20 protein-coding genes are annotated in these 19,001 nt (G+C 69.4%); 8 read left to right on the forward strand and 12 right to left on the reverse strand.

Going from position 1 to position 19,001, the window contains the following annotated elements:
- Positions 1–209: 209 nt before the first annotated feature.
- Genes UU7_RS11870 through mnhG form a run of 6 tightly spaced genes read left to right on the forward strand, consistent with a single transcriptional unit; the run spans position 210 to position 6,150 of the window.
- On the forward strand, positions 210–3,107 hold the full coding sequence (locus UU7_RS11870; RefSeq protein ID WP_007808589.1) for a monovalent cation/H+ antiporter subunit A: 2,898 nt from the start codon (positions 210–212) through the stop codon (positions 3,105–3,107).
- Positions 3,107–3,442, forward strand: coding sequence for a Na+/H+ antiporter subunit C (locus tag UU7_RS11875; protein ID WP_007808590.1), 336 nt, complete (start codon positions 3,107–3,109; stop codon positions 3,440–3,442). The genes UU7_RS11870 and UU7_RS11875 overlap by 1 nt, the downstream gene beginning before the upstream one ends.
- Complete coding sequence (locus tag UU7_RS11880) at positions 3,439–5,037, forward strand: monovalent cation/H+ antiporter subunit D (protein ID WP_007808592.1); 1,599 nt, start codon at positions 3,439–3,441, stop codon at positions 5,035–5,037. Before UU7_RS11875 ends, UU7_RS11880 begins: the two co-directional genes overlap by 4 nt.
- Positions 5,034–5,522: a Na+/H+ antiporter subunit E gene (locus UU7_RS11885; RefSeq protein WP_007808594.1), complete on the forward strand. Its 489-nt coding sequence runs from the start codon at positions 5,034–5,036 to the stop codon at positions 5,520–5,522. Before UU7_RS11880 ends, UU7_RS11885 begins: the two co-directional genes overlap by 4 nt.
- A complete protein-coding gene (locus UU7_RS11890) occupies positions 5,519–5,800 on the forward strand; it encodes a K+/H+ antiporter subunit F (protein WP_007808596.1) in 282 nt (93 codons plus the stop codon). The genes UU7_RS11885 and UU7_RS11890 overlap by 4 nt, the downstream gene beginning before the upstream one ends.
- A complete protein-coding gene (gene mnhG / locus UU7_RS11895; RefSeq protein WP_007808598.1) occupies positions 5,797–6,150 on the forward strand; it encodes a monovalent cation/H(+) antiporter subunit G in 354 nt (117 codons plus the stop codon). The genes UU7_RS11890 and mnhG overlap by 4 nt, the downstream gene beginning before the upstream one ends.
- A gap of 52 nt (positions 6,151–6,202) precedes the next feature.
- Here mnhG and UU7_RS11900 read toward each other — a convergent pair whose 3' ends face one another.
- The gene (locus tag UU7_RS11900; protein ID WP_007808600.1) at positions 6,203–6,400 is read right to left on the reverse strand and encodes a CsbD family protein; all 198 of its coding nucleotides are present in this window, start codon (positions 6,398–6,400) and stop codon (positions 6,203–6,205) included.
- A gap of 255 nt (positions 6,401–6,655) precedes the next feature.
- Positions 6,656–7,420: a DUF899 domain-containing protein gene (locus UU7_RS11905; RefSeq protein WP_007808602.1), complete on the reverse strand. Its 765-nt coding sequence runs from the start codon at positions 7,418–7,420 to the stop codon at positions 6,656–6,658.
- A gap of 114 nt (positions 7,421–7,534) precedes the next feature.
- On the opposite strand from UU7_RS11905, the gene UU7_RS11910 reads away from it, so the two are divergent.
- Both UU7_RS11910 and UU7_RS11915 read left to right on the forward strand, forming a co-directional pair.
- The gene (locus tag UU7_RS11910; RefSeq protein WP_238530938.1) at positions 7,535–8,770 is read left to right on the forward strand and encodes a helix-turn-helix domain-containing protein; all 1,236 of its coding nucleotides are present in this window, start codon (positions 7,535–7,537) and stop codon (positions 8,768–8,770) included.
- Positions 8,771–8,980: 210 nt separating this feature from the next.
- Positions 8,981–9,613 (forward strand): Vgb family protein, encoded by a 633-nt coding sequence (locus UU7_RS11915; RefSeq protein WP_007808606.1) that lies wholly within the window; start codon positions 8,981–8,983, stop codon positions 9,611–9,613.
- A gap of 11 nt (positions 9,614–9,624) precedes the next feature.
- Here the strand turns inward: UU7_RS11915 and UU7_RS11920 are convergent, their stop codons facing one another.
- The 10 genes from UU7_RS11920 to UU7_RS11965 all read right to left on the reverse strand — a co-directional run bounded on the left by UU7_RS11920 (position 9,625) and on the right by UU7_RS11965 (position 18,833).
- A complete protein-coding gene (locus UU7_RS11920; RefSeq protein ID WP_007808608.1) occupies positions 9,625–10,254 on the reverse strand; it encodes a cytochrome b in 630 nt (209 codons plus the stop codon).
- Positions 10,251–11,360 carry a catalase family peroxidase gene (locus tag UU7_RS11925; RefSeq protein WP_007808610.1) on the reverse strand — a complete coding sequence of 370 codons (1,110 nt, stop codon included), beginning with the start codon at positions 11,358–11,360 and terminating at the stop codon, positions 10,251–10,253. Before UU7_RS11925 ends, UU7_RS11920 begins: the two co-directional genes overlap by 4 nt.
- Positions 11,361–11,508: 148 nt before the next feature.
- Positions 11,509–12,060: a lipocalin family protein gene (locus UU7_RS11930; protein ID WP_007808611.1), complete on the reverse strand. Its 552-nt coding sequence runs from the start codon at positions 12,058–12,060 to the stop codon at positions 11,509–11,511.
- A complete protein-coding gene (locus UU7_RS11935; protein WP_007808613.1) occupies positions 12,057–13,172 on the reverse strand; it encodes an SAM-dependent methyltransferase in 1,116 nt (371 codons plus the stop codon). Before UU7_RS11935 ends, UU7_RS11930 begins: the two co-directional genes overlap by 4 nt.
- Entirely contained in the window at positions 13,169–13,951 is a 783-nt protein-coding gene (locus UU7_RS11940; RefSeq protein ID WP_007808615.1) for a DUF1295 domain-containing protein, read from the reverse strand. The genes UU7_RS11935 and UU7_RS11940 overlap by 4 nt, the downstream gene beginning before the upstream one ends.
- Positions 13,948–14,499, reverse strand: a complete 552-nt coding sequence (locus UU7_RS11945) for a DUF2878 domain-containing protein (RefSeq protein ID WP_007808617.1) — start codon at positions 14,497–14,499, stop codon at positions 13,948–13,950. Before UU7_RS11945 ends, UU7_RS11940 begins: the two co-directional genes overlap by 4 nt.
- A complete protein-coding gene (locus tag UU7_RS11950) occupies positions 14,496–15,773 on the reverse strand; it encodes an SAM-dependent methyltransferase (RefSeq protein ID WP_007808619.1) in 1,278 nt (425 codons plus the stop codon). Before UU7_RS11950 ends, UU7_RS11945 begins: the two co-directional genes overlap by 4 nt.
- A gap of 22 nt (positions 15,774–15,795) precedes the next feature.
- The gene (locus UU7_RS11955) at positions 15,796–16,596 is read right to left on the reverse strand and encodes a DUF1365 domain-containing protein (protein WP_083845981.1); all 801 of its coding nucleotides are present in this window, start codon (positions 16,594–16,596) and stop codon (positions 15,796–15,798) included.
- Positions 16,593–17,891: an NAD(P)/FAD-dependent oxidoreductase gene (locus UU7_RS11960; RefSeq protein ID WP_007808622.1), complete on the reverse strand. Its 1,299-nt coding sequence runs from the start codon at positions 17,889–17,891 to the stop codon at positions 16,593–16,595. Before UU7_RS11960 ends, UU7_RS11955 begins: the two co-directional genes overlap by 4 nt.
- A gap of 3 nt (positions 17,892–17,894) precedes the next feature.
- Positions 17,895–18,833, reverse strand: a complete 939-nt coding sequence (locus tag UU7_RS11965) for an acyl-CoA desaturase (protein ID WP_007808624.1) — start codon at positions 18,831–18,833, stop codon at positions 17,895–17,897.
- Between the last annotated feature and the right edge of the window lie 168 nt (positions 18,834–19,001).

Here is a 19,001-nt window from a genome sequence, read left to right on the forward strand (position 1 = left end):
CTGCGGCGAGTCCCGAACGATCCCGTCATGCCCGTTCGAGGGGCTGCGCCTGTCGAGTGCAGTGCCATGGCGGGGCCGAAACGTTGTCCGCGGCCAGCGCCGTCGCCGAGGTTTCAGCGAACGAAGTGCGCGGATGCTCTTGAAGTGCCAGGTTTCGCCGCCTGGGTTTCTTGCCGGAGACACCGACAAACCCCGGGAGCCCGTGACCGATGCCGCACCAATTGCCCAGCCTGATCCTCTGCTTGCCCTTCGTGGCCAGCGTGGTGGCGTGGCTGATGCGCGGCCGCGGCCACAACCGGGCGGCGTGGCTGATGACCGCCACCGCGCTGCTCGGCCTGCTGCTTTGCCTGTGGCTGGCCCCGCTGATCCTCGCCGGCGACGTGCTGCGCCAGGTGATTCCATGGGCACCGGGGCTGGGCCTGGACCTGGTGCTGCGGATCGACGGCTTCAGCTGGCTGATGATGCTGCTGATCTGCGGCATCGGCGCGCTGGTTGGCGTGTACGCGCGCTACTACATGTCGCCCGACGATCCGCTGGCGCGCTTCTTCGCCCTGCTGCTGGCCTTCATGGGCTCGATGCTGGGCATCGTGATGTCCGGCAACGTGATCCAGCTGGTGTTCTTCTGGGAGATGACAAGCCTGTTCTCGTTCCTGCTGATCGGCTACTGGCACCGCGGGCCTTCGGCGCGCGACGGCGCGCGAATGGCGCTGATCGTCACCTCCGGCGGCGGCCTGTGCCTGTTCGGCGGCATGCTGCTGCTGGGCCACATCGCGGGCAGTTACGAGCTGGACGCGATCCTCGCCGCGGGCGACACGGTGCGCGCGCATCCCTGGTACACGCCCACGCTGCTGCTGATCCTGCTGGGCGCGTTCACCAAGAGCGCGCAGTTCCCGTTCCACTTCTGGCTGCCGCAGGCGATGTCGGCGCCCACGCCGGCCTCGGCCTACCTGCATTCGGCGACGATGGTGAAGGCCGGCGTATTCCTGCTGGTGCGCTTCTGGCCGGTGCTGGGCGGCACCGCGGAGTGGTCCTGGATCGTCGGCGGGGTGGGCCTGGTCACCCTGATCCTGGGCGCGTACGCGGCGATGTTCGAGCAGGACCTGAAAGGCGTGCTGGCCTATTCGACGATCAGCCACCTGGGCCTGATCACCATGCTGGTGGGACTGGGCAGCGCGCTGGGCGTGGTGGCGGCGATCTTCCACATCGTCAACCACGCCACCTTCAAGGCCTCGCTGTTCATGGCCGCCGGCGCGGTCGACCACGAGGCCGGCACGCGCGACCTGCGCAAGCTGGGCGGCCTGCGCCGCTTCATGCCGGTCACCGCCACGCTGGCGCTGGTCGCCGGCGCGGCGATGGCGGGTGTGCCGTTGTTGAACGGCTTCCTGTCCAAGGAAATGTTCTTCGCCGAGACGCTGGCCGCGCGGCAGGGGCCGCTGCTGGACGCGATCTCGGAGGTGATCGCGGTCGCCGCCAGTGCGTTCGGCGTGACCTATTCGATCCGCTTCGTGCGCGGCGTGTTCTTCGGCCGCACGCCGGCCGAGCTGCCGCGCCAGCCGCACGAGCCGCCGTTGTGGATGCGCTTCCCGATCGGCTTCCTGGCGCTGACCTGCCTGCTGGTGGGCGTGCTGCCCGCGCGGGTGATCGGGCCGACCCTGCAGGCGGCGGCCGCCTCGGTGCTGGGCAGTGACTTGCCGGTCTACAGCCTGGCGGTGTGGCACGGCGTGACCACGCCGCTGCTGATGAGCGTGTTTGCCTTTGTGGCCGGCTGCCTGCTGTTCGCGGGCTTGCGTCGGCGTTTCGCCGAGCGCGAGGGGGCGCCGTTGATCGGCCGGCTCGGCGGCAAGCGGATCTTCGAGCGGGTGATGGCGGTGCTGGCCGCCGACTTGCCGCAGCGGATCGAGCGGCGCTATCCGGGCCGGCGGCTGCAATCGCAACTGCTGCTGATCGTGCTGCTGGCCTTGCTGGCCGGCACCCTGGCCGCGGCGGGCGCATCGCTGGACATGGAGCTGCGCTGGTCCAGCGTCGACCCGGCGTTCGCGTCGCTGTGGCTGCTGGGCGCGGCCTGCGCGATCGGCGCGGCCAGCCAGGCGAAGTTCCATCGCCTCGCCGCGCTGGTCCTCACCGGTGGCGCAGGCCTGGTCTCGTGCGTGAGCTTCGTGTGGCTGTCGGCGCCAGACCTGGCGGCGACCCAGTTGCTGGTCGAAGTGGTCACCACGATCCTGATCCTGCTGGGCATGCGCTGGCTGCCCAAGCGGATCGAGGGGCTGTCGGTGGAAAGCCGCCGGCAACGCTTCCGCCGCCGCCGCGACGTGGTGATCGCGATCGTGGCCGGCCTGGGCGTAGCCAGTCTCGCCTATGCCGCGATGACCCATCCGGTGGCCGATTCGATCTCGCGCTTCTTCCTCGAACGCGCGTACACCGAGGGCGGCGGCCACAACGTGGTCAACGTGATCCTGGTCGACTTCCGCGGCTTCGACACGCTGGGCGAGATCAGCGTTCTGGCGATCGTGGCCCTGACTGTGTTCGCCCTGCTGCGACGCTTCCGCCCCGCGGCCGAAAGCATCGGCACGCCGTTGCAGCAACGCCAGCAGACGGCACTGGACGCGGCCGCGCCCGATCGCGCCGCCGATCACTCGCTGACCGACTACCTGATGATCCCCGGCCTGATCATCCAGCTGATGTCGCCGGTGATCCTGCTGTTCGGCCTGCACCTGTTCCTGCGCGGCCACGACCTGCCCGGCGGCGGCTTCGTGGCCGGCATCACCGTGGCGGTGGCGCTGATCCTGCTGTACATGGCCCGCGGCGCGCGCTGGGTGGAGACGCGCCTGCGCGTGCTGCCGGTGCGCTGGCTCGGCGCGGGCCTGCTGCTGGCGGTGCTGACCGGGCTGGGCTCGCTGGCGTTTGGACGTCCGTTCATGACCACGTACTTCCAGTACCTCGACCTGCCGCTGCTGGGCCGCGTGCCGCTGGCCACCGCGCTGCTGTTCGACCTGGGCGTGTTCGCGGTGGTGGTGGGCACCACCATCCTGATGCTGGTCGCGCTGGCGCACCAGTCGCTGCGCCGGCCACGCCAGGCGCCCGCGCCCGCCGCGGAAGGGGAGGGCTGATGGAACTGGTGCTGGCTGCCGCGATCGGCATTCTTGCCGCCTCCGGTGTGTGGCTGCTGCTGCGCCCGCGCACCTTCCAGGTGATCATCGGGCTGACCCTGATCTCCTACGCGGTGAATCTTTTCATCTTCTCCATCGGCGGTCTGCGCACCGGCGCCGACCCGGTGCTGCATGGCGGCGACATCGCCCAGTACACCGACCCGCTGCCGCAGGCGCTGGTGCTCACCGCGATCGTGATCGGTTTTGCCACCACCGCGCTGTTCCTGGTGGTGCTGCTGACCTCGCGCGGGCTGACCGGCAACGACCACGTCGACGGCGAGGACGGTACGCCGTGAGCAACCACCTGATCATCGCGCCGATCCTGCTGCCGCTGCTGGTCGCCGCACTGCAGTTGCTGGTCGGCGAGAAGCGCCGGCGCACGGTGCTGGCGCTGAGCATCGTCTCGTGCGCGGCGCTGGTCGCCGGCGCCGCCGCGCTGACGCTCGCGGTGTCTGCCGACGGTGCGCTGGCGGCGGTCTACCGCATCGGCGACTGGCCGGCGCGCTTCGGCATCGTGCTGGTGGCCGACCGGCTGTCCGCACTGATGGTGCTGCTCACCTGCGTGCTGGCGCTGGCCGTGCTGCCGTACGCGCTGGGCCGCTGGCAGCATCGGGGCGGCCACTTCCAGCCGCTGTTGCAGTTCCTGCTGATGGGCCTGAACGGCGCCTTCCTCACCGGCGACCTGTTCAACCTGTTCGTGTTCTTCGAGGTGCTGCTGGCCGCGTCGTACGGCCTGGCGCTGCACGGTTCGGGCGCGCGGCGGGTCAGCGCGGGGCTGCACTACATCGCGGTCAACCTGACCGCCTCGATGCTGTTCCTGCTCGGCGTCAGCCTGATCTTCGGCGTCACCGGCACCTTGAACATGGCCGCGCTGGCCGAGCTGATCCCGCACGTGCCCGAGCGCACCCGCGCCCTGCTGCACGCGGGCGCGGCGATCCTCGGCGTGGCGTTCCTGATCAAGACCGCGATGTTTCCGCTGGGCTTCTGGCTGCCGCGCACGTATGCCGCCGCCTCGCCGGCGGTGGCGGCGATGTTCGCGCTGATGACCAAGGTCGGCATCTACGTGCTGCTGCGCCTGGGCCTGCTGCTGTTCGGCGATGACGCGGGCCCGGTCTCCGCCCATTTCGGCAGCGACTGGATGCTGTGGGGCGGCGTCGCCACTGTGGTGGCCGGCATCGTCGGCATGCTGGGCGCGCGCGACCTGGCCAAGCTGGCCGGCTACAACGTGGTGATTTCCTCCGGCACCCTGCTCGGTGCGATCGGCCTGCAGCAACCGGCCGTGACCACCGGCGCGCTGGCCTACCTGGTGATCTCCAGCCTGGCGATCGCCGCGTTCTACCTGGTCGCCGGACTGCTCGCCTCCGACGGCGACGACGACACCGACGACACGCTGAGCCTGGAGCCGTACGAACAGGCGGGCGAGAGTGTGCCCAACGAAAGCCTGTACGCGCAGGAGGACGAGAGCCGGGTGGTGATCAGCGCCCCGATGGCGATGCTCGGGCTGAGCTTCTCCGCCTGCGCGGTGCTGCTGGCGGGCCTGCCGCCCCTGTCCGGCTTCCTGGCCAAGTTCGCGCTGCTGGCGCCGATGCTCGAACACGGCGCGCGCCCCGGCGCGGTCGCGCTGTTCGCGTTGATCATCGTGGCCGGCTTGTGCACGGTGATCGCGTTGTGCCGCGCCGGCATCCAGATCTTCTGGGTCGAGCCGGAGCGGATCTTCCCCGGGGTGCGCCTCACGGAAGCGACTTCCATCGCGATCCTGCTGGGGCTGTGCCTGCTGCTCACCGTGCTGGTCGAGTCGCCGCTGCGCTACCTGCGCGACACCGCCGTCCAGCTGCACGCGCCGGCCAGCTACATCCATGCGGTGTTGCCGCCGGCGGAGGCCGCGCCATGATCCGTCGCTGGTTGCCATACCCGATCCTGTCGGCGCTGCTGCTGGTGATCTGGCTGTTGCTCAACCAGAGCGTGGCGCCGGCCGCGATCCTGCTGGGCACGCTGCTCGGCATCGCGCTGGCAAAGGTCTTCGGCCGGTTGCGCCCGCCAAAGGCGCGCGTGCGCAACCCGCACCTGCTCGGCCTGCTGTTCGCGCGCGTGATGCTGGACATCTTCCGCTCCAACCTCGCCGTGGCGCGGATCGTCCTGCGCCGCGAACGGGGCATGCACTCCGGTTTCGTGGCGATCCCGCTGGCGCTGACCGATCGCCACGGCCTCGCCGTGCTCGCCTGCATCATCACTTCGACACCCGGCACGATCTGGGTGAACTACGACTCCACTGCCAACGTCCTGCTGATCCACGTGCTCGACCTGGTCGACGAGCAGGGCTGGATCGACACCATCAAGCAACGCTACGAACGCCCGCTGCTGGAGGTCTTCCAATGAGCCACGGCCTGCTCCACATCGCCATCATCGCGGCGCAATGGCTGCTCCTGCTGGCGATGAGCTTCTCGATCATCCGCATGGTCCGCGGCCCGCGCGCGCAGGACCGCGTGGTGGCGCTGGACGCGCTGTACGTCAACGCGATGCTCCTGCTGCTGACCATCGGCATCCGCAGCGGCAGCATGCTGTACGTCGAAGCCGGCTTGGTCATCGCCCTGCTCGGTTTCGCCGGCACCGTGGCGCTGTCGAAATTCCTGATGCGCGGGCAGGTGATCGAATGAGCCACCTCGACGCCCTGCCGCCGTGGGCGGCCATCACCGTCGCCGTGCTGGTGCTGCTCGGTGCGCTGTTCGCGTTCATCGGCTCGCTCGGCCTGCTGCGCCTGAAGAACTTCTACCAGCGCGTGCACGCGCCCACCTTGGGCACCACGCTGGGCACGTTCTTCATGCTGGCCGCCTCGATCACCTGCTTCTCGGTGCTGCACGGTCGCCCGATCTTCAACGAGATCCTGATCGGTGTCTTCCTCACCCTGACCACGCCGATCACCCTGATGCTGCTGGTACGCGCCGCGTTGTACCGCGATCGCGAGGAAGGCTCGCAGGACGTGCCGCAGGTGACGACGTCGGAATGAACGCGGCCGTGCCGGCAGAAGGCTGCCGGCACGGCACCGGACGCGCTGGCGTTCACAGCGTGCTTTCGAAGTCCCTGACCTGTCGGGCCGCCTCGTCCTTGGCGATGCCGTAACGCTCCTGGATCTTGCCCACCAGGTATTCGGTGTTGCCCTCGGCCTGGGTCAGGTCATCGTCGGTCAGGTCGCCCCACTGGGCCTTGATCTTTCCGGCGAGCTGTTTCCAGTTGCCCTGGATGCGGTCGTTGTTCATGAGTGTGACTCCATGGTTGGAAAGGTACGCGGCAGATGCCGGTGGCGACCTGCGCGTGCCGACCACTCTCCGGAATCGGCGTGAGCGGCAGGTCGTCAAGACGTTCATGGAGGAAGTCTTCGTTCACGTTCGGCGCGACGGCGAAGCTCGACATGGCGGCGGATTCGCGTCGTCCAGCGGCACTCGCGACCAGGGACGCCCGGCGCGCGGGGAGGGGTGGCAATCCAAGCTGTGCGCTGCACTCCCGAGCAAGACTCACTCGCCAGCGTATTCGTCATGGCGACGCCACCACACGCCGGTTTCGTTGCGCCCCAGCGGCGCGCGATCGAGCCACTGATACATGCCCCACAGGCCGTCCAGGCCGCGCGCGTAGGTGGAGTAGGTGTGGTAGATCACGCCGTCCTCGCGCACGAAGGCGCTGAGGCCCGGCCGGTCGCGCGTGTAGGTGGGCGCGTCGGTGCCGCAGCTGGCGGCCATCTGGACCAGCGGCGCGGGGGCCGAGCTCGCGTCCATCGCGTGACCATCGCGCCGATAGTTGTATTCGATGTTTCCGGCGCGCTGCTGCGCTTCGGTGAACGACACATTGAAGTCGAAGTTGAAGTCGCCGTCGGATGAGGACGCCCAGGGGAAACGCCAGCCCATGCGCTGCCGGTACGCCTGCAGCTTCGCCAGTGGCGCCCGCGATACCGCCGACAGCGTCACGTCGTGGTTTGCCAGGTGTACGGCGAAGCCGTCGAAGCCGTCGGCGATCGACGAACACGAGGGACATCCCGCGCGGTAATCGGCGCCGAACATGAAATGGTAGACCAGCAGCTGCGAGCGGCCCCGGAAGAGGTCGGCCAGGGTGGCACTGCCCTCGTCGGTATCGAAGCGATACGCCTTGTCGACCCTGACCCACGGCAACGCCTGGCGTAGCCGGGCCACTTCGTCGCTGCGCCGGGTCAGCTCCTTTTCCGCGTCGAGCAGGCCGAGTCGGGCGGCCAGCCATTCGTCGCGTGTTCCGGTCGTGTGCATGGTCATTGCGTTCTCCCGCTGGGTTCCGGCCTTCGTTCGGGGATCGATGCGACTTGCTGGTGGATCGTGGGCTAGATTAGAAACCGGACATCGGACGGTGGGAGTGACAAGCGTGGCGCGATGGGTTCCGGTCCGATGGACTCGCTGATCACGGCGGCGGCGCGTGCGCTGGCGGCGGGTGATCCGCTGGGCGCGCTGAACCGGATCGCCTTGCGCGAAGATGCGTCCGCGCTGGCGCTGCGCGGCATCGCGATGGCGCAGCTCGGCGATTTCGTGCGGGCGAAAGCGCTGCTGCAGCGCGCGGCGCGGGCGTTCGGTGCCAGCGAGGCGGTGGCCCGCGCGAAGTGCGTCATCGCCGAAGCCGAAATCGCGCTCGCCTCGCGCGAGTTGGGCTGGCCGGTGAAGGCGCTGGATGCTGCGCGGGCGACCCTGGAGGCGCACGGCGATCCGGTGAACGCGGCGCATGCGCGCTATCTCGCGGCGCGGCGCCTGCTTCTGCTCGGTCGCCTCGACGAGGCCGAGCGGGCGCTGGCCGGATTCGATGCCGCGCCGCTGCCACTCGCCTCGCGCGCGGCCCGCGAGCTGGTCAACGCCGGCATCGCCCTGCGCCGCCTGCGCACGAAACCGGCGCGTGCGGCGCTGGCCCGGGCCAGCTACGCCGCGCGCCACGCCGGCATCCCGGCGCTGCTGGCGGAAATCGACGATGCTGCCCGCGTGCTCGACGCGCCCGCGGCGCGGCTGATCACGCATGGCGGTGAACGGCTGATCAGGCTGGAGGACGTCGAGGCGTTGCTGGCATCGAACGCCTTCGTCATCGACGCCTGTCGTCACGTCGTCTGCCAGTCCGGCACGCGGGCGGCGCTGGCGAAGCGGCCCGTGCTGTTCGCGATCGCCCGTCTGCTGGCCGGGGCATGGCCGGGCGACGTGTCGCGGGACACGCTCATCGCCGAAGTCTTCCGCACCGGGTACGCCGACGAATCGCATCGGGTGCGCCTGCGCGTCGAAATCGGCCGGCTGCGCACCGAACTGCAGGCACTGGCCGGCGTGGGCGCGACGAAGCGCGGTTTTGCGCTGGCGCCGCATCGGGCCGATCAGGTCGTCGTGCTGGCGCCGCCGTTCGATGAACGCCACGCGGACGTGCTTGCCTTGCTGGCCGACGGCGAGTCGTGGTCGAGCTCGGCCCTGGCGCTGGCGCTGGGCACCAGTCAGCGCAGCGTGCAACGCGCGCTCGATGCGCTGGCGGCGACCGGCAAGGTGCAGTCGTTTGGCCGCGGGCGGGCGCGTCGCTGGCTGAGCCCGCCGGTGCCCGGATTCCCGACGAGCTTGTTACTCCCCGCGCCGCTGCAGGGCGACTAGGCTGTCTGCATCGAGACACATCAGATGGACCGGCGCGCCGACCGCGCATCCCGAAACTCCGCCATGACGTCATTCCCGCGCAAGCGGGAATCCACCTTGATCTCCCACAACACGCCCTGGATGACTCGCTTCGCCCTTGATGCAGCACCTCCGGACTTTGCAGGGGTGACGGCGCGGAAGCAGGTTCCCGGGGCCCGGTCAGGAAGCAGCATGAAACGATCAGCCGCCCGAATCGTCCGCGAACAAGGCCCCTTTGCAGGTGTCGACGGTGTGCATGGCGTCACCTACGACGGCCGGCACGTGTGGTTTGCCTCAGGCGACAAGTTGAACGCGATCGACCCGGCGAGCGGCAGGACGCTGCGTTCGATCGATGTGGTCGCGCATGCGGGAACGGCGTTCGACGGCCAGCACCTGTTCCAGCTTGCCGAGGACCGCATCCAGAAGATCGATCCGCACAGCGGCCAGGTGCTCGCCACGATCCCCGCACCCGGTGGCGGCGCCGACTCGGGGCTGGCCTGGGCCGAAGGTTCGTTGTGGGTGGGGCAGTACCGCGCACGACAGATCCACCAGATCGATCCCGCCACCGGGGCGATCCTGCGCACCATCGAATCGAACCGCTTCGTCACCGGCGTCTGCTGGGCCGATGGCGAACTCTGGCACGGCACCTGGGAGAACGACGAAAGCGAACTGCGCCGCATCGATCCGGGCAGTGGCGAGGTGCTGGAAATCCTCGAGATGCCGGCGGGCACCGGCGTGTCGGGACTGGAGTCGGACGGCGGCGACCAGTTCTTCTGTGGTGGCGGCAACAGCGGCAAGCTGCGAACCGTGCAGCGTGCCGGTTGAGTTCGAGGCCGTCAGGAGTCCGCGTCGTTGTCGCCTGAGTCCCGTGGCGACACGCCGGCCGGCTCCGGCGCAGCTGACGCCGGCGTCGGCGATGCGCCCCGCGCCATGCTGGGGAACACCTCGTCGCGACGCACCCAGGCATGGAACAGCGCGGCGGCCAGGTGCAGCAGCACGGTGGCGAACAGCAGCAGGGCCAGCCAGGTGTGGGCGCCGCGCAGCGCGGCGTAGACGGTGGCGTCGTGGGGTACGATCGGCGGCAGGTTGAAGCCCTTGAACATGGTCACCGGGTAACCGCCGGCGGACAGCATCGACCAGCCGATCAGCGGCATCGCGAACATCAGCGCGTAGAGCAGCCAGTGCGAGGCCTTTGCCGCCAGCACCTGCACCCGGGGCAGGTCGGCCGGCAACGGTGGCGGGCGATGGCGCAGCCGGTTCACCAGCCGCACGATCGCCAGCAGCAGGATCGCGATGCCCAGCGGCCGGTGCAGGCTGACCAGGGTCGGGCGCAGGCTCAGGGAGGTGACCATGCCGATGCCGACGAACAGCATGGCCAGGATCGCCAGCGCCATGCTCCAGTGCAGCACGCGCGCGGTGAGGTTGAAGTGCCGCGGAGCGAGCCTGGCGGGATGAAGATCGTTCATGGCCTGGCCTCCGGTGCGGCGGTCTTGCCGACGGCGGTGTCCGCCTTGCCACTGGCGATGTCGTGTTCGCGGCGGTTGAACGACACCGAATAGACGGCCGAACGCGCGGCCAGGATCGGATCATCCGAGCCCTGCACGCCGGTCGGCAGCACCAGCGGGTCGTAGTTGATGTCGCGGCAGGCACCGTTGGCCTGCGGCGTGCTGCTTTCGATCACCACGGTGCCGACGGTGACGTGCTGGCGATCCTCGGGCCAGGGTTGCGCCGGGTCGGCCGTGGGATCTCCGGGCTGCGCCAGGGTCACCACCATGTCCCAGCGCAGCGGCGCGCGGGCCAGTCGCGCCTGCAGGTCCTCGCTGAGGAAATTGCCGTCGGCGGCGGCGCGCTGCTCCGCCGTCATCGCCGCGAAGGCCGCCTGCGGCTGCATCGACCAGCGTACGTTGCGCACGTCGCCACGGGCGTTGATGAAGCGGAAGGCGTTGACGCCGTTGAAGGTGGTGTTGGCCCAGCTGGTCGACCACGGCGCGCTCTTCGCCCAGCTGGCGAAGCGGGCGAATTCCGGATGGGCGCGGAGGAAGGCAGCCTGCTTCGCCGGATCGGGCTTGCCGGTGGCGGGGTCGGGGGTATTGGCGCGGGTCTGCTCGTAAAACGCCGACACCGTGGACACGCCGAAGAACGGGAAGCTGTTCATCGCCATGCGCCACTGCTGGCCGTCGTCGCTGTTCAACTCCAGCGCCATGCTGCGCACGCGCGCCTTGCCGTCCAGCCCGTAGGGCGAGCCTCCGGCGATCGACAGGCGGCCCGCGAACGGCGTGCGCACCGGTGCAAACAGTCGCGCGCTGGACAGCGCCACGCCTTGCCCGTTGCCTTCGAAATAGCCCGCCACGCAGACGCCCTTGGCATGCGCGCGACGGTAGCCCCGGTAGATCTGCCCGTTGCCGCTCTCGATCGCGTTGGTGAAACGTTGCGGGGTCAGCCGGCCAGGCGTCAGCCAGCCGGCGATCCAGCCGAAGGCAAGCGCGACGCCACCCACGATCAGGGCGATCGCCAGCAGGGCTGGCCAGCGATGGCGGGTCATTGGAGCGTCGGCGGGATCGTTGACGGGCATGGCGGCTGCTTGTCCTGGCGAGTGTGTCAGTCTCTCCATTCGCTGCCGCGGGCGCACCGGTTACATCGCCCGCACGGCCCCCTCCGGGTCCGCTTGCCGCGCCGCCGTCGAGCCGCCGTGCCACATGGTCGGCGCGGGTCCGGCGCGGCTAACGGCCGGATCTGGCGGCCGGTTCCTGCTGCGGCACCTTGCGCACCTTGTCCATCGGATAGCCCAGCGCCTGCACCCGCGCCAGCAGGGCGTCGTAGTCGGCCTGGGCGATGGTCGGCGTGCGCGCCATCACCCACATGTAGTCGCGCGCATCGCGGGCCACGATCACCTGGCTGTAGTCGTCCTTCAGCCAGGCCACGATGTACTGGGCCTTCAGCGGCCAGAACACCTGCACGCCCCACACCGCGTTGCCGCTGCCGGGCTTGACGAAGCCGGTGGAGTGGATCTCCTTGCGCTCGCCGTCGAAGCTGCCGTCGCGGAAGTGGAACGAGGTGGCGACGTGGCCATCGGGCTTCAGCGTGTACACCTCGACTGCGTCGTAAGCATGCTTCTCGAAGCGGGTGGGAATGGTGGCGATCACGTACCAGTCACCCATGAAGCGGGGCAGGTCGACATGGGCCACCGGCGTGATCGGCGGCAGTTCGCGGGCGCCGACGTTGAGGTTGAACAGCATGGCGCAGGCTACCAGCAGGGTCGACGGGAGTTTCATGGTGTCTCCGGGGTGAAGGATGGTCGGGCTTCGGCGGCGGGTCGCACGAAGCGGTAGTGCGCGACCAGCCACTCCTGGCCGTCGGCGTAACCGAACAGCTCGGCGCAGGACATCCAGAACATGCGCCAGCGCTGGAACCACAGCGGTGCGGCCTTGCTACCGTAGGCCTGCGCCAGCACCTCCATCGCCTGCTCGCGGTGCGCGTCCTGGTTGGCCAGCCAGTGGTTGGCCGTGCGCTGGTAGTGCGTGCCGTCGACATGCCAGCGCTGCTCGATGTGCAGCGCGGACTGGAACCACAGCAAGGTGTCCGACGCCGGCATCAGCCCGCCGGTGAAGAAGTGCCGGCCCATCCAGTTGTCGTCGCCCTCGGTCTCGAACGGATACATCGCGGTGCGGTGCGCGAAGATGTGCACGAACAGCTTGCCGCCGGGTTTCAGCCAGCCGGCGATGCGGCCCAGCAGGATCTCGTAGTTGCGCATGTGTTCGAACATCTCGATCGACACGCAGCGGTCGAACTGCGCCGGATCGAGTTGCAGCGCGTTGACGTCGCAGGTGATCACCTGCACGTTGAACAGGCCGCGCCGGCGGCACTGCGCCTCGATGTGCTGGCGTTGCGGCGCGGAGTTGGAGACGGCGGTGATCCGCGCATCCGGAAAGCGCTCGGCCATCCACAGGGTCAGCGAGCCCCAGCCGCAGCCCAGTTCCAGTATCGACTGGCCATCGGCGAGCTGGGCGCGCTCGCCGTACAGCTTGAGCATCGCCTCCTCGGCTTCGTCCAGCGACTCGTCGCCGCGCGGGTAGTAGCAGGACGAATACTTCAGGCGCTTGCCCAGGCAGAGCTCGAAGAACGCCGGCGGCAATTCGTAGTGCTGCGCGTTGGCCGCGTCGGTGTGGATCGCCACCGGGCTGTGGCGCAGCATCTCGATGCGCTGCGCATACCGCGCGGCCTGCGCGTCCAGGCCGCCGGCCTGCTCCTCGCGCAGGCGCTGGGCGCACAGCCGGCGGATGCCCTGGCGCAGCAGCGCATCGGGAAGATGGCCGCGCTCGGCCATGCCCAGCAGGCCGGGGGCCGGACGCTCGCTGGCCAGTGCGGTGGAAGCGGGGGTAGTCATCGCGGGGTTCTCCTGGGGAACCATGGAATCAACATGGGCGTGGTGCGCTGGTAGTCGCGGTAGTCCTCGCCACGCGTGCGCAGCGCCTGTGCCTCGGTGTAGGGCACGCCGCTGATCCAGCGCAGGAACACGTACATGACCACGGGCCCTGACCACGCCAGCCAGCCGATCGGCGAGCCGACCGCCAGGCAGACGTAGGCGAACCAGTGCAGCCATTCGAAGAAATAGTTCGGGTGGCGCGAATACCGCCACAGGCCGTCGCGGCAGGTCGTGCCGCGGTGGGCCGGATCGGCGCGGAAGCGCGCCAGCTGCGCATCGGCGATCGATTCGCCGAGCACGCCCAGCAGCCAGAGGGCAACGGCCGCGGCCAGCCACGGCGTGGACACCTGCGGGTTGCGCGCCACCGCCGCGAACGGCAGCGCGAACAGCACGATCAGGAAGGCCTGGAACTGGAAGAAGGCGAAGAATTTCCACTGCACGCCCTGCCAGTGCGCCCGCAGGTTGCGATAGCGGCCGTCCTCGGCTTCGCCACGCACGCGGCGCCAGAGGTGCGCCGACAGACGCAGGCCCCACGCGCCGCCGAGCGAGGCCAGCACCGCGCGTGTCCACGGCGCGCCGCTGCCGGTGATCGCCAGCAGGACGGCGCTGCCGCCCACACCCGCCGCCCACAGCACGTCGACGATGCCCGCATTGCTGCGCCTGCGCTGCCATTGCCAGCCCAGCGTCATCATCAGCGCGGCCAGCAGCCACACCAGCAGCAGTTGCCACCAGGGAGTCATGCGCGGGCTCCTCGCGTTGCCGACCGCGGCGGCGTCGAGGCGCTGCCGCGCCGCGCCAGCCACGCCAGCGCCGGGGTCGCCAGCGCCCAGCCCAGCGCCAGGGCCAGCAGGGCGCGCCATGTGGGTTCGGCAAACGTCACCACCTGCCAGCCGCGCGCCGCGCCCAGATAGGCCAGCGGACCGCCGACCAGTCCCAGCAACGCCGCCAGCCACAGCCGTGTCTGCAGGTAGCGCAAGGACTGGCTGAAGGTCAGCGCGAAGGTGACCCACAGGGCGAGAATCCAGCCCGGTGCCAGCGCCGGGTTCGGCCAGCCGGCCGCGTAATCAGCCAGCCCGCTGCGACTCAGCGCACCATCCAGCAGGAAGCCCATCACCAGCCCGGCGGCGATCAGGGCGAGATCGGTGCGAACGTGGCGAGCGCACGTCAGCTGCACCAGCGCGTAGACCAGCATGCCGAGCACGCCCGGCCACGCCAGCCCTTGGCCCGCGCCGATCACCGCGACAAACCACACGGCCTGGTAGCCGATCAGGCTGAGCCAGAAGCTCATGCCATCCGGCCTGGTGACGATGCGGCGGGGCGGTAGCCCGGCTTGGCCATCAGCAGGTGCGCCACGCCGATCGAGCGCTCGCGGAAGCCGCCTTCGCAATACGCCAGGTAGAACTCCCACAGGCGCACGAAACGCTCGTCGAAGCCCTGCGCGCGCACCTGCGGCAAGTGGGCCATGAAGCGCTCGCGCCATGCTTCCAGGGTCTGCGCGTACGAACCGCCGAAGTCCTCCAGCCGGATCAAGCCCAGGTCGCTGGCGCGGGTCTTGGCCGCGAGCAGCGCGCTGATCGACGGGATGAAGCTGCCGGGGAACACGTGGCGCTTGATGAAGTCGACCGACTTCAGCGCCTGCGCGTAGCGGTGGTCCTCGATGGTGATCGCCTGCACCAGCGCCAGCCCGTCCGGCTTCAGCAGGCTGCCGAGCTTGCCGAAATAGACGTCCAGATACGGCGCGCCGATCGCCTCGACCATCTCGATCGAGACCAGCTTGTCGTACTGCCCTTCGAGGTCGCGGTAGTCCTCCAGCAGCAGGGTGACATGTCCCTTCATGCCGGCTTCGGCGACACGCCGGCTGGCCAGCGCATGCTGCTCGCGCGAGATCGTGGTGGTGGTGACGTGGCAGCCGTAGTGCTGCGCCGCGTACAGCGCGAAGCCGCCCCAGCCGGTGCCGATCTCGATCACCCGGTCGGTGGGCTGGAGATCGAGCTGGCGGCAGATGCGCTCCAGCTTGCGTGCGGAGGCGGTTTCCAGCGTGTCGGCCGGGTCGCTCCAGATCGCCGAGGAATACATCAGGTCCGTCGAGAGGAACAGGCTGAAGAAGTCGTTGCCCAGGTCATAGTGCGCGGCGATGTTGCGGCGGCTGCCGTCGCGGGTGTTCCGGCGCAGCGCGTGCCACAGCCGCATCGCCACGCCGCCGACTCGGGCCAGTCCGCTTTCCATGCCGTCGAGCAGGTCGCGGTTGCGCACCAGCAACTGGATCAGGCCGACCAGGTTGTCGCAGCGCCACTGGCCGTCCATGTACGACTCGCCGGCGCCCACGCTGCCGTTGCGGGCCACGGCGCGGTAGAAATCCGCGTCCAGCACCTGCAGGTGGATCTGCAGGTCGGCCTGCGTGCCGGCGGGCTCGCCCAGCTCGACGCGGCCGCAGGCGTCCTCCAGCACCAGCCGGCCATGGCGCAGGCCGCGCATCCGCTCCAGCAGCTGCTGGCGCAGGAAGCGGTCGAGTCCGCCCAATGGTGCAGCGTTGCGTCGGCTGGCGGTGCCGATGTCGTTCATGGCAAACCTCGGAGAGTGTGTTTCAGTCGGCATGGCGGGAGACCCCGGCGGGGTGATCGTGTACGGGATTGCGCTTCAGCCACAGCCGCAGTGCGTGCCAGTGGATCGCGCCGACCACCTGGGCGGTCATCAGCGGATAGCGCCACAGCACGCGCGCCAGCGAGGCGCCGGTGAGCGGCAGGCGCTGCAAGTTCAGCGTGGCGTCGAACGTGCGCCGGCCTTCGCGCATCACGTTCATGTGCACGCGCAGATCCTCGCCGGGCACGGTGAAGCGCCAGTCGTAGGTGCAGTCCATCGGCATGAAGGGCGACACGTGGAAGCGCTTGGCAAAGTTCCAGTGCAGCGCGCGGCCATGCACCTGTGCGTCCTCGACCGGCAGTACGTAGGCGTGGCGCTGCTTCCACGGCGTGTTGGTGATGTCGGCCAGCACCGCCAGCAGGGTTTCGCCGTCTTCGGCGTAGCAGTAGTAGAAGCTGACCGGGTTGAACACCATGCCGGCGTAGCGCAGGTGGGTGAGCAGGCGGATCGGGCCGGTCGGCCGCGCTCCGGTGGCCTGCTCCACGCGCTGGCGCACCGCATCGGACAGCGACAGGGTGGCCGGGCCCAGGTAGTCGCTGCGGCGGAACTGCGCCAGGTTGCGATGGGTGGTCGACCACAGCCAGCGCTCGGCGAAGATCCGTTCGACCTCGTCCAGGTCCAGGTACAACTGGGCCATGCGATAGCTGAACGCATGCGCCTGCGGCTCATGCCGGCGATGGCGCACCACGCCTTCATACACGGCGCTGGCCAATCGCAGCCTCGAGCTGGCCGGTTTCGTCGTCACGCGATCAGCTCCGCCTGGTGCGCAGGGGGCGTCGCCACCGGCGCGTGGTCCGGCGGCCAGTGCACGCCCAGCGCCGCAGCCACCTCGACCGCGCTGCGCATGCCGTCCTCATGGAAACCCCAGCCCCAGTACGCGCCGGCAAACCAGGTGCGACGCCAGCCCTGGATTTCGGCCTTGCGCGCCTGCGCCTGCACCGAGGCACGGCTGTAGACCGGATGGTGGTAGCGCATGCGCGCCAGGATTCTGGACGGGTCGATCGCCTCGCTGCGATTCAGGGTCACCACGAACGGCTCGGGCGAGGCGATGCCCTGCAGCAGGTTCATGCAGTAGCTGACCGTGCACGGCGCGGCGGGATCGCGCGGCAGCCACGCATTCCAGGCCGCCCACGCCTTGCGCCGGCGCGGCAGCACGCTGGCGTCGGTGTGCAGCACGGTGTCGTTGGCCTGGTAGGTCATCGCGCCCAGGATCGAATGCTCGCGCTCGTTCGCGTCGCCCAGCAGGCGCAGCGCCTGGTCGCTGTGGCAGGCCAGCACCAGCTGGTCGAAATGCTCCACGCCCGCCGCGCTGCACACCTCGACGCCGCCGGCGTGGCGCAGGATCGAATGCACCGGGCAGTTCAGCCGCTCGCGCACCGGCCAGTGCGCGCGCAGCGCCGCCACGTAGGTCGACGAGCCGCCCTTCACCACCCGCCACTGCGGCCGGTCGCTGAGCTGCAGCATCTGGTGGTTGGCCATGAACTGCACCAGGTAGCGCGCGGGAAACTGCAGGATCTGCGTGGGCGGCGACGACCACAGCGCGGAGGCCATCGGGATCAGGTGCTCGTCGCGGAACGCGGCGCCGTAACCGTGCTGCAGCAGGTAATCGCCGAGGCTGGTGGTGTCCTCGCGCGTCAGCAACAGCGCGGGCGCCTCGCGATAAAAGCGGGTGAGGTCGCGCACCATGCCGAGGAAGCGCGGCGACAGCAGGTTGCGGCGCTGGCAGAACAGCGTGTCCAGCGTGCTGGCGTTGTACTCCAGCCCGCTGGCCTCGCTGTGCACCGAAAAGCTCATCGTGGTCGGCTGCGAGGCCACGCCCAGCTGCGCAAACATCCGCGTCAGCAGCGGATAGTGCGCCGGGTTGTGCACGATGAAGCCGCTGTCGATGCGGTAACTCGTTCCGGCCTGCTCCACCTCGTGCGTATGGGTGTGCCCGCCGAAATAGTCGCTGGCCTCGAACAGCGTCACCTCATGCTGGCGCGACAGCAGCCACGCCGACGCCAGCCCCGCGATGCCCGACCCGACCACGGCAATGCGCATCGCTCAGCTCCCCGCCCTGGCCAGCACCCACGCCGGCACCGGTTTCAGTCCGCGCACCAGGCCCAGCATCGCCATCAGCTTCAGTCCGTACCAGGTCATGTCCACTTCCCACCAGCGGAAGCCCTGGCGACTGGAGCCGGGAAAGAAGTGATGGTTGTTGTGCCAGCCCTCGCCGAACGTCAGCAGCGCCAGCCACAGGTTGTTGCGGCTGTCGTCCTTCGTGGCGTAACGGCGGCGACCGAAGCGGTGTGCCAGCGAATTGATCGTCACCGTGGCGTGGAACAGCACGATGGTGGAGACGAAGAAGCCCCACACCAGCATCTGTCCGCCGCTGGTGCCCAGCTGCGGCGCCACCTGTTGCAGCAGGGCGCCCAGTCCGTACATCGCCACGGCCAGCAGCAGCGGCACCGCGATGTCGAAGCGGTCCAGCCAGCGCAGCTCCGGATACTTCGCCAGGTCCGGCACGCGTGTCAGGTCGGTGCGGAAATTGCGCGGGGTCAGGAACCAGCCCACATGGCTCCACAGGAAACCGTGCACGCGCGGCGAATGCGGATCGGCCGGCGTATCGGCGACCCGGTGATGCTGCCGGTGATGCGCCGCCCACCACAGCGGCCCGCGCTGCACGCAGGACGCGCCGATCAGCGCGAACACGAACTGCACCGCCCGCGAGGTCTGGAACGTGCGGTGCGAGAAGTAGCGGTGGTAGAAGCCGGTCAGGGCGAACATGCGCAGCGCGTAGAGCGCGCCCGCCACGCCCAGCGCCACCGGCGACACGCCAACCCCGATCACCGCGAGACAGGCCAGGTGCATCGCCACGAACGGTGCGGCGCGCAGCCAGTCGATCCGGTCCTCGCGACCCTCGTCCACCTGCACGGTGGCGCTGGTATCAACCCAGCGACGCAGGGTGCGGCCCGGCCAGGAGCGGCCATGGCCGGCCGGCATGCCGGCCGGGCTGGCGGGTGCGCTGGAAGGGGCGGGTGAACGGGGCATGCGGCGTACCTGTGGGCGAGCGGCAAGTAGGGCTCGATGACAGATACGGGGGAAACGGCGGAGTGGATGCGTGGGCTGGCTCGCAACGTGGCTCTTGCCGGGCATGGCCGTCGCGGGGAC

The organism is Rhodanobacter spathiphylli B39, assembly GCF_000264295.1.
In the GTDB taxonomy this organism is placed as follows: Bacteria; Pseudomonadota; Gammaproteobacteria; order Xanthomonadales; family Rhodanobacteraceae; genus Rhodanobacter; species Rhodanobacter spathiphylli.

What these genes read in the sequence shown, in the direction of transcription:
- UU7_RS11870 (WP_007808589.1), top strand. Translation starts at nt 210, where the DNA reads ATGCCGCACCAATTGCCCAGCCTGATCCTCTGCTTGCCCTTCGTGGCC.
- UU7_RS11875 (WP_007808590.1), top strand. Translation starts at nt 3,107, where the DNA reads ATGGAACTGGTGCTGGCTGCCGCGATCGGCATTCTTGCCGCCTCCGGT.
- UU7_RS11885 (WP_007808594.1), top strand. Translation starts at nt 5,034, where the DNA reads ATGATCCGTCGCTGGTTGCCATACCCGATCCTGTCGGCGCTGCTGCTG.
- UU7_RS11890 (WP_007808596.1), top strand. Translation starts at nt 5,519, where the DNA reads ATGAGCCACGGCCTGCTCCACATCGCCATCATCGCGGCGCAATGGCTG.
- mnhG (WP_007808598.1), top strand. Translation starts at nt 5,797, where the DNA reads ATGAGCCACCTCGACGCCCTGCCGCCGTGGGCGGCCATCACCGTCGCC.
- UU7_RS11900 (WP_007808600.1), bottom strand. Translation starts at nt 6,400, where the DNA reads ATGAACAACGACCGCATCCAGGGCAACTGGAAACAGCTCGCCGGAAAG.
- UU7_RS11905 (WP_007808602.1), bottom strand. Translation starts at nt 7,420, where the DNA reads ATGACCATGCACACGACCGGAACACGCGACGAATGGCTGGCCGCCCGA.
- UU7_RS11910 (WP_238530938.1), top strand. Translation starts at nt 7,535, where the DNA reads ATGGGTTCCGGTCCGATGGACTCGCTGATCACGGCGGCGGCGCGTGCG.
- UU7_RS11915 (WP_007808606.1), top strand. Translation starts at nt 8,981, where the DNA reads ATGAAACGATCAGCCGCCCGAATCGTCCGCGAACAAGGCCCCTTTGCA.
- UU7_RS11920 (WP_007808608.1), bottom strand. Translation starts at nt 10,254, where the DNA reads ATGAACGATCTTCATCCCGCCAGGCTCGCTCCGCGGCACTTCAACCTC.
- UU7_RS11925 (WP_007808610.1), bottom strand. Translation starts at nt 11,360, where the DNA reads ATGCCCGTCAACGATCCCGCCGACGCTCCAATGACCCGCCATCGCTGG.
- UU7_RS11930 (WP_007808611.1), bottom strand. Translation starts at nt 12,060, where the DNA reads ATGAAACTCCCGTCGACCCTGCTGGTAGCCTGCGCCATGCTGTTCAAC.
- UU7_RS11935 (WP_007808613.1), bottom strand. Translation starts at nt 13,172, where the DNA reads ATGACTACCCCCGCTTCCACCGCACTGGCCAGCGAGCGTCCGGCCCCC.
- UU7_RS11940 (WP_007808615.1), bottom strand. Translation starts at nt 13,951, where the DNA reads ATGACTCCCTGGTGGCAACTGCTGCTGGTGTGGCTGCTGGCCGCGCTG.
- UU7_RS11945 (WP_007808617.1), bottom strand. Translation starts at nt 14,499, where the DNA reads ATGAGCTTCTGGCTCAGCCTGATCGGCTACCAGGCCGTGTGGTTTGTC.
- UU7_RS11950 (WP_007808619.1), bottom strand. Translation starts at nt 15,773, where the DNA reads ATGAACGACATCGGCACCGCCAGCCGACGCAACGCTGCACCATTGGGC.
- UU7_RS11960 (WP_007808622.1), bottom strand. Translation starts at nt 17,891, where the DNA reads ATGCGCATTGCCGTGGTCGGGTCGGGCATCGCGGGGCTGGCGTCGGCG.
- UU7_RS11965 (WP_007808624.1), bottom strand. Translation starts at nt 18,833, where the DNA reads ATGCCGGCCGGCCATGGCCGCTCCTGGCCGGGCCGCACCCTGCGTCGC.